The organism is Pseudomonas sp. CGJS7 (assembly GCF_036961695.1).
The window spans coordinates 36,143-47,242 of sequence record NZ_JBAMDI010000087.1 but is presented as its reverse complement, the minus strand read 5'-3'; the positions used below and the strand labels follow the sequence as shown (position 1 = coordinate 47,242).

At 69.1% G+C, this 11,100-nt stretch carries 9 protein-coding genes and 1 other RNA gene; 2 read left to right on the top strand and 8 right to left on the bottom strand.

The window, feature by feature from the left end:
* Window positions 1-39: 39 nt before the first annotated feature.
* The 7 genes from rpiA to V7787_RS36125 all read right to left on the bottom strand — a co-directional run bounded on the left by rpiA (window position 40) and on the right by V7787_RS36125 (window position 7,799).
* A complete protein-coding gene (gene rpiA, locus V7787_RS36155) occupies window positions 40-708 on the bottom strand; it encodes a ribose-5-phosphate isomerase RpiA (RefSeq protein ID WP_442965346.1) in 669 nt (222 codons plus the stop codon).
* A gap of 105 nt (window positions 709-813) precedes the next feature.
* Window positions 814-1,284, bottom strand: coding sequence for an EVE domain-containing protein (locus V7787_RS36150; protein ID WP_336092228.1), 471 nt, complete (start codon window positions 1,282-1,284; stop codon window positions 814-816).
* A 48-nt stretch (window positions 1,285-1,332) separates the two neighbouring features.
* Window positions 1,333-1,926: a 5-formyltetrahydrofolate cyclo-ligase gene (locus V7787_RS36145; RefSeq protein WP_336092226.1), complete on the bottom strand. Its 594-nt coding sequence runs from the start codon at window positions 1,924-1,926 to the stop codon at window positions 1,333-1,335.
* 93 nt (window positions 1,927-2,019) lie between these two features.
* Window positions 2,020-2,206: non-coding RNA, 6S RNA (gene ssrS / locus V7787_RS36140), on the bottom strand.
* A 170-nt stretch (window positions 2,207-2,376) separates the two neighbouring features.
* Window positions 2,377-2,682, bottom strand: coding sequence for a cell division protein ZapA (locus tag V7787_RS36135; protein WP_336092224.1), 306 nt, complete (start codon window positions 2,680-2,682; stop codon window positions 2,377-2,379).
* Window positions 2,683-2,725: 43 nt separating this feature from the next.
* Complete coding sequence (locus V7787_RS36130) at window positions 2,726-2,983, bottom strand: TIGR02449 family protein (protein WP_336092222.1); 258 nt, start codon at window positions 2,981-2,983, stop codon at window positions 2,726-2,728.
* A 166-nt stretch (window positions 2,984-3,149) separates the two neighbouring features.
* Window positions 3,150-7,799, bottom strand: a complete 4,650-nt coding sequence (locus tag V7787_RS36125) for an EAL domain-containing protein (RefSeq protein WP_336092220.1) — start codon at window positions 7,797-7,799, stop codon at window positions 3,150-3,152.
* 300 nt (window positions 7,800-8,099) lie between these two features.
* On the opposite strand from V7787_RS36125, the gene V7787_RS36120 reads away from it, so the two are divergent.
* Entirely contained in the window at window positions 8,100-8,648 is a 549-nt protein-coding gene (locus V7787_RS36120) for a UPF0149 family protein (protein WP_336092218.1), read from the top strand.
* A gap of 1 nt (window position 8,649) precedes the next feature.
* Window positions 8,650-9,984, top strand: coding sequence for an aminopeptidase P N-terminal domain-containing protein (locus V7787_RS36115; protein WP_336092216.1), 1,335 nt, complete (start codon window positions 8,650-8,652; stop codon window positions 9,982-9,984).
* 191 nt (window positions 9,985-10,175) lie between these two features.
* On the opposite strand, the gene V7787_RS36110 is transcribed toward V7787_RS36115, so the two are convergent.
* A complete protein-coding gene (locus V7787_RS36110) occupies window positions 10,176-11,069 on the bottom strand; it encodes a LysR substrate-binding domain-containing protein (RefSeq protein WP_336092214.1) in 894 nt (297 codons plus the stop codon).
* Window positions 11,070-11,100: the final 31 nt, after the last annotated feature.

The window sequence follows — 11,100 nt, the reverse complement described above, 5'->3', positions numbered from 1 at the left end:
GCCGGCGCGGTGGTCGCGACCGGCCCGATAGCCGTGGCTTTACAGCACCAACGGCGGCTCGCCGCCGACGATGACCACGTCGGCCGGGCGGCGCGCGAACAGGCCGACGCTGACCACGCCGGGGATCTGGTTGATCGCCGATTCCATCGCCACCGGGTCGACGATGGCCAGGTTGTGGATGTCGAGAATGGCGTTGCCGTTGTCGGTGACCACGCCGTTGCCGTTGGCGTCCTGGCGCCAGACCGGCTGGCCGCGGGTCATCGCCAGGATCTCGCGCGCGACCATGCTGCGCGCCATCGGCACCACTTCCACCGGCAGCGGGAACTTGCCCAATACGTCCACGCGCTTGGCCGGATCGACGATGCAGACGAACTTGGCGCTGGCCTCGGCGATGATCTTCTCGCGGGTGAGCGCGGCGCCGCCGCCCTTGATCAGGCGCTTGTGCGGATCGCATTCATCGGCGCCGTCGACGTACAGCGCCAGCGGGCCGGTGGCGTTGAGGTCCAGCACTTCGATGCCCAGCGCCTTCAAGCGCGCGGTGCTCTGTTCGGAGCTGGAGACCGCGCCCTTGATGCGTTCCTTGTGGCGGCCGAGCGCTTCGATGAAGAACGCGACGGTGGAACCGGTGCCTACGCCGACGATCATGCCGTCTTCGATGTAGTCGATGGCTTTTTCGCCGGCCAGGCGTTTGGATTCGGACATTGGGATTCGGGGTTCGCGATTAAGGATAGGCAAAAGACAACGGTGGCTCGGCGCGACGACGCGGACGGCGGATCGGGCGTTCTTGCGAAACCCCGATTGCCGATCCCCGCTTCATTCCATCGACAACAGCAGCTTCCACTGCGCCGCCGACACCGGCAGCACCGAAAGCCGGTTGCCGCGGCGGGTGAGGGCGAAATCTTCGCCGAGCTGGTCGGCGCGGGCCTTGATTTCGTCCAGCGACACGGTGCGCTTGAACTTGCGCTCGAAGGCCACGTCCACCAGCAGCCAGCGTGGGTCTTCGCGGGTGCTCTTGGGGTCGTGGTAGTCGGACTTGGGATCGAACTGGGTCGGGTCCGGGTAGGCCTCGGCGGCGATGGTGGCCAGGCCGACGATGCCGGGAACCGCGGTGTTGGAGTGATAGAACAACACTCCGTCGCCGACCTTCATGCCGTCGCGCATGTAATTGCGCGCCTGGTAGTTGCGCACGCCGTTCCAGGGCTCGACGCGGACGCGTTCGAGGTCGTCGATGGAGAAAGTGTCCGGTTCGGATTTCATCAGCCAGTAGCGGCGGCGTGCGGTCATGCGGGGCAGCTCGGTTTCGGACGCGGCGGCGCCGCGTCGGGGGGAAGGTCAAGCGTATAGCGCGGAGCGGCAGTCCAGGATGCCGGACTCGGTGCAGACCGCGTCCAGGGCGACGTCCCAGTCCGCCGCGTCCAGGCGTTCCAGGCGTTGCAGCTCGAACGCGACGCCGGTCAGCCAGGGCGGGGCCGGGCTGCGCTGGCGGAAGGCCAGGCTGCGGTCGTACCAGCCGCCGCCCATGCCCAGGCGGTGGCCGCGGTGGTCGAAACCGACCAGCGGCACCACGATCAGGCTCATGTCCTCGGGCCGCAGCAGCGAGCTTTCGGCCAGGGCCGGCTCGGGGATGCCGTAGCGGTTCGGCGCCAGCGCGTCGCCCGGCCGCCATGGGGCGAAGCGCAGGGTCTGGTCCTGGTGCAGCACCGGCAGGCAGTACACGCAGTTCTTGGGCAGGCGCAGTTGCCAGGCATGCAGGGCGATTTCGCCGTCCATCGCCCAGTAACCGGCGACATAGCCCGATTGCGGCGCGAACGGCAGGGCCAGCAGGTGCGCGGCCAGCGCTTCGGCGCCGCCGATGCGGGCGGCGGCGGGCAGTGCGCGGCGTTGGGCGCGCAGGCTGCGGCGCAGGGTCGAGCGGTCGTCCGTCATGCGATCGGGGGATCCGGGCGGCGCGCAAAGCGCGGGCATAAGGAAACGGGCGCGATGCCACTGACGGTGGCGTCGCGCCCGTTCCGGGATAAGTAGTCCTCCGCCAATGGCGATGCTTGCGAAACGACCTTGAACCCGGGGTTCAAGTGGGAACGCTTGGAGACCTTCGGGCTTCCCGCTGCGAGGCGGACTTGCACTCCAGGTTTCCGGCGCGCCCCCGGTGTCGTCATTAAGGGACAAGGCGAATGTTTGCGCACGCCGTCGCGCACAGCAGAGGACGTGCGCGCAGTATAGCGCGCGGCGCAGGTCAGGCGAATCCGCTCGTCGGCGATGCTGCGTTGCGGTTCATGCGCTTGATCGGCGATGAATGGGGCTCGGCGTGACGCGGGTCGCGTTGCGTCGCAACGCCGGCGGATTGCGGGCGTTGCGCGCGCAGCGAGTCCTGCCGTTTCAGCGAATCGCCGCGTCGAACAGACTGTCGAGCTTGCGGTGCAGCTCATCGAGGGTGCGCGCGAGTTCGCGGTCGCGGCCGTCGCCTTCGCCGCGCAGTTGCTGCAGTTCGTGGGCGAAATTGAGCGCGGCCAGCACCGCGACGCGGTCCAGCGCGGCCATGCGGTTGCTGCCGCGGATTTCGCGCATCTTGCTGTCGAGCATGCGCGCGGCGGCGAGCAGGTCGTCGCGTTCGTTGGGCTCGCAGCCCACGGTGTACTCGCGGTCGAGCAGGCGGATGCTGACGGCTTCGCTCGTCGTACTCATACAGGCAGGCTCATGGCGATTGCGGGGAGGGCCGGGGCCGGTTTCACGTGTGTTGTTCCAGCGACTTCAGCCGGGCGATCATCGCCTCGACCCGGGTGCGCGCTTGCTCGTTCTTGGCCAGCAGCGCCGAGCGTTCGCCGACCAGTTGTTCTTGCTGTTGGCGCAGGCTGCGGTTTTCTTCGCTGAGCTTGCGCACGCGGTCGCCGAGGTCGTCGACGCGGGTGAGCAGCGACTGCAGTTCGGCGATGAGTTCGGCGCGGTCCATCCCGGCACGATGGCAGGCCGGGGCGGGGGCGGTCAAGGCGGGCGCGGGCCTTGTTGGGGGCGGGTCACGAACCGCGGCGGCGGTGTCGGCCCGGCGGGCCTGCACCGGTCGAGATCGGCTCAAGCGCGTTCGGGCGTTTTCCCGCTCGACCCGCCGCGCTCGGCGGCGCGCCGCTGCCGCGGCAGCAGGTTCGCACCCGCATTCATCTCACGTGGCTGGTGGTCTTGGCCGCCGATTCGCGCGCCGCCAGCGCCGCCAACATGCTCGGCGAGGGGCGCCATTGCTGGATGAAGGCCAGACAGTCGTCGGCCTCCAACGGCCGCGCCAGCCAGTAGCCCTGGATCTCGTCGCACTTCTTGTCGAGCAGGAATTCCATCTGCTCTTCCAGCTCCACGCCTTCGGCGACCACGTTCAGACCCAGCGAGTGGGCCATGGCGATGACGGTGGTGGTGATCGCCGCGTCGTCGGGGTCGCGGGTCAGATCGCCGATGAATTCCTTGTCGATCTTCAGCGTGTTGATCGGCAGGCGCTTGAGATAGGCCAGCGACGAATAACCGGTGCCGAAGTCGTCCACCGCCAGCGCCACCCCGAGCTCGCGCAGCGCCTGCATCGTGTTGGAGGTGTGCGCGGCATTGGACATGACCACGCTTTCGGTCAGTTCCAGTTCCAGCCGCCACGGCGGGATGCCGCTTTCGCTGAGGGCGCGCGCGACCATCTTGGGCAGATCGCCGCGCAGCAGTTGGATCGCCGAGACGTTGACCGAGATCGACAGTTGTTCCAGCCCCTGCTGGCGCCACTGGCGCAGGCGGTGGCAGGCCTCGCGCATGGCCCATTCGCCGATTTCCAGGATCAGCCCGCTTTCCTCGGCCAGCGGAATGAATTCCGACGGCGGGATGTTGCCGTACTCGGCGCTGTGCCAGCGCAGCAGCGCTTCCACGCCGGTGATGCGCGCTTCGGGCAGCGACAGCCGCGGCTGGAACACCAGCCGCAGCTCGTTGCGGTCGAGCACTTTGCGCAAGGCCGCCGAGATGGTCGCGCGTTGGCGGATCTCCACGTCCATCGCTTCGGTGTAGCGCATGAAGGTGCGCCGGCCGGCGGCCTTGGCCTGGTACATCGCGGTGTCGGCGTGCTTGAGCAGGTCGGTCGGCACCTGGGCGTGATCGGGGTAGACGCTGATGCCGATCGAGGGCGAGATCGCCACATCGTGGCGCTGGTCGAAATCCAGCGGCGCTTCGAAGGCCTTGATCAGCCGTCGCGCCACGTCCTCGGCTTGCTCCGGGGTTTCCAGGTTTTCCAGCACCACGGTGAACTCGTCGCCGCCCAGGCGGGCGACGGTGTGCTCGGCGCCGACGGTTTCCTGCAGGCGCACCGCGGCGGCGCGCAGGATGCGGTCGCCGGCGGCGTGGCCGAGCGAGTCGTTGATGTCCTTGAACCGGTCCAGATCCAGGAACAGCAGGGCGATGCGGTGGCCGTGGCGGCGCGCGCGCACGATCGCCCGCGACAGCCGCTCCGACAGCAGGGTGCGGTTGGGCAGGCTGGTCAGGGTGTCGTAATTGGCCAGGTAGCGCAGTTCCTGTTCGGCGCGCTTCTGGTCGGTGATGTCGGTGAGCACGGCGACGTAGTGGCCGCGCTGGCCGCTGCTGTCGAGCACGATCGAGGCCTGCAGCCAGCACAGGAACTCGTTGCCGTCCTTGCGCTGCTGCCAGATTTCGCCCGACCAGCGGCCGCTGCGCTGCAGTTCGTCGCGCATGTCCGAGTAGAACTCCGGATCGTGCTGGCGGCTGTCGAGCAGGCCGGTGGTCTGGCCGATGACTTCGTTCTCCGGATAACCGGTCATGCGCGAGAACGCGGGGTTGATCGAGACGAACACGAAGTCGCGGTCGAACACCGCCACCGCTTCGGCCATCGAGCGCAGCACTTCGCTGGAGATGCGCCGTTCGCGTTCGGCGCTGCGCACCGCGGTGACGTCGCGGCCGGTGCCGGCGACCCGCACCGGACGGCCTTCGCCGTCGCGTTCGACCACCCGGCCGCGCGCGCGGACCCAGCCCCAGTCGCCGCGCGGCGTGCGCATCCGGTGCTCGGACAGGAACAGCGCGGCGTCGCCGTGCAAATGCTTGCGCAGCAGTTCGGTGACCCGCGGCAGGTCGTCGGGATGGATCTCGTGATCGTCGGCGATGTCGGCGCGCACGCCGATTTCCGGCGAGGCGGTGTGATCGTCCACGCGCATGCGGTGCAGTTCGCGCCGTTGCAGGTCGTAGTCCCAGAACTGCTCGCCGGAGGCCCACAGCGCCAGTTTCAGGCGCTCTTCGCGTTCGCGGATCTGGGTGAAGTAGCCGCGCTCGCGTTGGCGCGCGCGGTGCCAGCGCCAGCTGAAGCTCAGCAGCAACACCAACGCGGCCAGCGCCGCGGCGGCGATCGCCAGCGGATGCCGCCACAGCGGCGGTTCGACGCTGACCGGGATGCGCAGTTCCTGGGTGTTCCACACGCCGTCGCGGTTGGTCGACTGGGCGCGGAACAGGTAATGCCCCGGCGGCATGCGGGTGTAGGTGATGTCCTGGCGCGGGCCGTTGTCGATCCAGTCGCGGTCGAACCCGTCCATGCGATAGCGGTAACGGATGCCGTTGTTGGGAGCGAAATCCAGCGCGCCGATGCGCAGGCGCAGGATGCCGGCGCCGTTGGGCACTTCCAGCTTGGACGACTGCCACGGCACGCTGGAGCCGCTGCTGGTTTCCGAGCCGATCCAGGCGCCGAGCAGGCGCACCGGCGGGGTGTAGCGCGAATCGAAGATGCGTTCGGGGTCGAACAGATTCAGCCCGCGCACGCCGCCGAAGGCGAGCCGGCCGTCGGCCAGCGGGGTCACCGCGCCGGTGTTGAATTCCAGGTCCTGCAGGCCGTCGGCCAAACCGTAGCGGCGCAGCAGCGAGGCGCCGGTGTCGAAGCGCATGATGCCGGCGTCGGTGCCCAGCCACAGCCGCCCGGCGGGGCGTTCGGCAATGGAGTACACCACCGGCACGGCGTGGTCGCTGAGCACTTCGGCCAGCGGGTGTTCGAAGCGGATGCGGCCGTCGCCGAATTCGATCACCCGGCTCAGGCCGGCCTGGGTGCCGATCCAGATCGCGCCGTCGGCCGATTGGTGCAGCGAACGCACGAAGTTGCCGGGCAGGCTGTCGGCTTCGTCGGTGACGTGACGGTAATGGCGCAGATAGCCGGTGTCGGGATCGAGCAGGTCCAGGCCGTCGCCGGTGCCGAACCAGATCCGGCCCTTGCGGTCTTCCAAGATGGCGTTGACCCGCGGGTGGCTCAGCCCCTTGGGATCGCCTTCGCGGTAGGCGTAGCGCACCAGCACTCCGGACTCGGGCAGGTAGTGCAGCGCGCCGATGTCCTGGCCGCCCAGCCACAGGCTGCCGTCGCGGGCGAAACGCAGCGAGCGCAGAGCCGAATCGCGGTAGCCGCGCAGGTCGATGGTTTCGATTTTGCCGGTGCCCGGTTCCATCCGCAGCAGGCCGGCGTCGGTGGCCATCCACAACCGGCCCGGCGCGGGCTTGTATGCCGGTTGCGCTTCGCCCGGCGCGGCCGGCGAGGCGAACGGCGCTTCGGGTTCGCGCGCGATCGCCGCGATCCGGTGCAGGTCGGTGCCGGTGGGCAGCAACGCGGTCATGTCCTGGAACTGGTCGCTGGACAGGTCGTAGCGGCGCAGGTGGGCGTTGTCGGTGCCGATCCAGATCGCGCCGCTGTCGTCCTGGGCCAGGGCGCGCACGCTGGCGTCGGAGGCGGCGCCGGCCGCGCCGCCGACGCCGCGCACGTCGTTGAGATCGAGCACGTAACTGAAACGGGTGCCGCGCGGGTCGGCGACCGCCACGCCGCGGTATTGGCCGCCGATCCAGAGCAGGCCGCCCTGGTCGATCATCAGCGCATCGACGGTGTCCTCGGGCAAGCTCGCGTCGACGCCGGGCTGCGAATTCACCCGCTGGGTGCGGCCGGTGTCGGGGTCGTGGCGGTACAGGCCGTTGTCGTAGCCGGACACCCAGATCCGGTGGTCCGGCGCTTCGACGATGGTGCTGGCGTTGCGCAGCGAGGCCAGCGCGTCGTTCTCGACCTTGCTGATCGCGCCGGTGCGGCCGTCGAGCCGGTACAGGCCATCGACCGCGCCGGCCCACAGCCGGCCGCGGTGATCGATCATCACGCTGCGCAGCGGGATCGGCGCGCCGACCCGTTCGATCCGGCCGTTGGCGAGAATCCGATGCAGGCCGGCGGCGCTGGCGAACCAGGCGGTGCCGTCCTTACCTTGGGCCAAGCCCTGCCAGGGCGCCTGGCGGCTGGCTTCGCCGGGCAGCGGCAGCAGCATTTCGCGCGCGCCGGTCTGCGGGTCGAGCCGTTCCAGGCCGGCGACGGTGCCGATCAGCAACTGATCGCGCCAGGGCAGCAGGGCGACGATCTGGCGCCCGGTCTGCGAATCGGGCGGGCTGTAGCGGTGGATGCTGCCGCTGGACAGATCCAGCCGCGCCAAATACTCCGAATGGGTGCCGATCCACAGCGCGCGCTGCTCATCCAGGGCCAGCGCGGTGACGTAACTGTCGGGCAGGCTGGCCGGGTCGCGCGGGTCGTGGCGGTAGGCGGTGTAGCGCTGGCCGTCGTAGCGGTGCAGGCCGCCCTGGGTGCCGACCCAGACAAAGCCGTGCGCGTCCTGGATGAAGGCGGTGACCGAGTTCTGATTGAGCCCGACCTCGCTGCCCAGGCGGGTGAAATAGAAATCGCGGGTCGCCGCCGCGGCACGCTGCGAGATCGCCGCTGCGCAACACAGCGCAGCGACCAGGGCGAGGTTCAACAGGCGGGTGGGGGAGAAGTGACGCACGGACACCGAGGCGTGAGGCGCAAGGGACGCAGTGTAGGCAGGCGTTCATGGCGGCAACAAGCACCGAGGCGCATCTTCGCGGCGGCCGCGCGAGGATGCGAGCACCCGGACACGCGGGGTCGAGGGCATGTGTAGGGCGCGTGAGGATCGCGGCGGCGAAGCTTGCGCCGCTGCGCGGATCGCGGCGCGCGGCCGTGCGCAAGTCGCCGATTCGAGCGCGCGCCGCGCATCGGCCGCCGGCGCCGGCGCCATGCGCGCCGGGCATTGCTAAACTGCCGCATCCCCTCCGATTGCATGCCTGTGGCCGCGACCCAATTGCCCCTGTTGTCCGAAGTCGACGCCGAGAGCCGCAGCCTCTCGCTCGGCACTTCCGCTTCCGAATTGCACGGCGCCCTGTGCGGCTGGCTCGCCGGCGGCGGCGCGTCGTTGCGCGAATGGCCGGCGCGGGTGCTGGTCGATGCCGCCATCGCCACCCCGGCTGCCAACGGCGCGCTCGATCGCCTGCGCCTGGCCTCGGCCGCGCAGATGGTCGATCCGGAATACGGCTTCGAGCTGTTGCTGCCCGACGCCGAGGCCTCGTTGACCGAGCGCAGCGGCGCCTTGTTCGACTGGTGCCGCGGCTTCCTCGGCGGCTTCGGCCTGGCTGCGGGCGCGGCGCCCAATCTGTCCGAGGAAAGCCGCGAGGCGCTGACCGACCTGGCCAAGTTCGCCGCCACCGCGCCGCAGGACGAAGGCGATGAGGAAGACGAAGAAGCGCTGACCGAACTGGAAGAATTCGTGCGCATCGCCGCGCTGGGCCTGCACGGCGACGTCGCCCTGGCCGCGCAGCACCGGCAACGGTTGAACTGACGTGCACACGGCGCTGACGATCCCGGCCAAGGCGCACGCGCGCCGGCGCAAGCAACTGATGGAGATGGCCGGCCCCGACGCGATCGTGGTGGTGCCCTCGGCGCACGAACTGATCCGCAGCCGCGACACGCATTACCCGTTCCGCCAGGACTCGGACCTGAGTTACCTCACCGGCTTCCCCGAACCCGATGCGGTGCTGGTGCTGGTGCCCGGCCGCGCCCACGGCGAAACCTTGCTGTTCTGCCGCGAGCGCGACGCCGAACGCGAGGCCTGGGACGGGCCGCGCTACGGGCCGGAAGGCGCGGTCGAGGCGTTCGGTCTGGACGATGCGTATCCGATCACCGACCTGGACGACATCCTGCCGGGCCTGCTGGAAGGCCGTACCCGGGTGTACTACCACTTCGGCCGCGACGCCGAGTTCGACCTCAAGCTGATCGGCTGGCTCAACCGGGTGCGGGCGATGGTGCGGCAAGGCGCGCAGCCGCCGCACGAGTTCCTGGAGCTGGGCCATCTGCTCGATGAGCTGCGCTTGTTCAAGGATCGCGACGAACTGCGCTTGATGCAGCGCGCCGCCGACATCAGCATGCTGGCCCACGAAGCGGCGATGCGCGCGGCGCGGCCGGGCGTGCGCGAATACGAGCTGCAGGCCGAGATCGAAGCGGTGTTCCGCCGTTTCGACGCCGAACCGGCCTACGGCAGCATCGTCGGCGCCGGCGCCAACGCCTGCGTGCTGCATTACCGCGCCAACCGCGCGGCCTCGCGCGACGGCGATCTGGTCCTGATCGACGCCGGCGCCGAGTACCGCGGCTACGCCGCCGACATCACCCGCACTTTCCCGGTCAACGGCCGCTTCAGCGCCGAACAGCGCGCGCTGCACGATCTGGTCGGCGCCGCGCAGGCCGCGGCGTTGGCGCAGGCGCGGCCGGGCGTGGCTTACGAGGCCGGGCATCTGGCTGCGGTGCGCACGCTGACCGAAGGCTTGCTGCGTTTGGGTTTGTTGAAGGGCAAGTTGGAGCGCAATCTCGCCGATGGCGAGTACAAGCGCTTTTATCGGCACAAGACCGGCCACTGGCTGGGCATGGACGTGCACGACGTCGGCGAGTATCGGATCGACGGCGAGTCGCGGCTGCTGGAGCCGGGCATGGTGTTCACCATCGAGCCGGGGCTGTATGTGTCCGCCGACGACACTACGGTCGATCCGAAGTGGCGCGGTATCGGTATTCGTACCGAGGACGATGTGGCGATCACCAAGGACGGCCACGAGGTGTTGACCGCGGCGTTGGCGCGTAGCGCCGATGAGATCGAAGAGTTGATGGGGCAGCGGCGCGCGGCTTGAGGCTGCGATGAGTCGCTAGCCAACAGTTCCCCCCTTTGAAAAGTTCCCCCCTTTGAAAAAGGGGGGCTAGGGGGGATTTGCTTTTGCTTTTCGCCTTTGCGTTGGAGCGACGGCAACAGCAACAGCAAATCCCCCCTAACCCCCCTTTTTCAAAGGGGGGAACAGTGGCGCTGGCGGACGATTGCCGTCGCTTACTGCTGGCCCAAGCGCTCCAACACGTACTCGATGAAGCGGCTCAGCTTCGGCAAAGGCTGCCGATCGCGCGGATACAACAGATGCACCGGCCGCGGCGGCGGTAGATCGTCCTCGAACAAACGCACCAGCCGACCATCGGCGATGTCCTGCGCCAGCAACACCTCCGGCTGCAGCACGATCCCGCACCCGTCCAGCGCCGCGCGCCGCAGCGCTTCGCCGTGATTGGAGGCGAACCGGCCGCTGACCTGCAGCGGATCGCTGCCGAGGCTGTCGAAGCGCCAACCCGCGTCGCGGTTCCACAGCAGGTGGCTGAGGCAACTGTGATCGACCAGTTCGCGCGGATGGGTGGGCGTGCCGCGCTCGCGCAGGTACTCGGGCGAGGCGCACACGATCATCCGGTACGGCCGCAACGGCCGCGCGATCAGATGATCTGAATCCGACAGCGGCCCGATCCGGATCGCCGCATCGAAGGCTTCGGCGATCAGATCGGACATGCGATCGGCCAGCACCAGATCCACCGACACTTCGGGGTAGGCGCGCAGGAACCCGGTCACCACCGGCGCGATCGCGGCGCCGCCCAGGGTGAACGGCGCGGTCACCCGCAGCCGGCCGCTGGGACGCGAATCGTCGCGCAGGCGCTCGGCCACGCTGTCGGCGCGGCGGACGTGCTCCAGCACTTGCCGCGCCTCTTGCAAAAACGCGGCGCCGACCTCGGTCAGGTGTTGCTTGCGGGTATCGCGCTGGAACAGGCGCGCGCCCAGATGTTCTTCCAACTGGCGGATGTGCTTGCCGACCATCACCGCCGACAACTGCTGCGCCTGGGCCGCGGCGGCGAAACTGCCGGTGTCGGCCACCGCGACGAACACCGCCATGCTGCGCAACTTGTCCACGTGGGCTAACCCAGGGTTAGGGGAGCGCGAA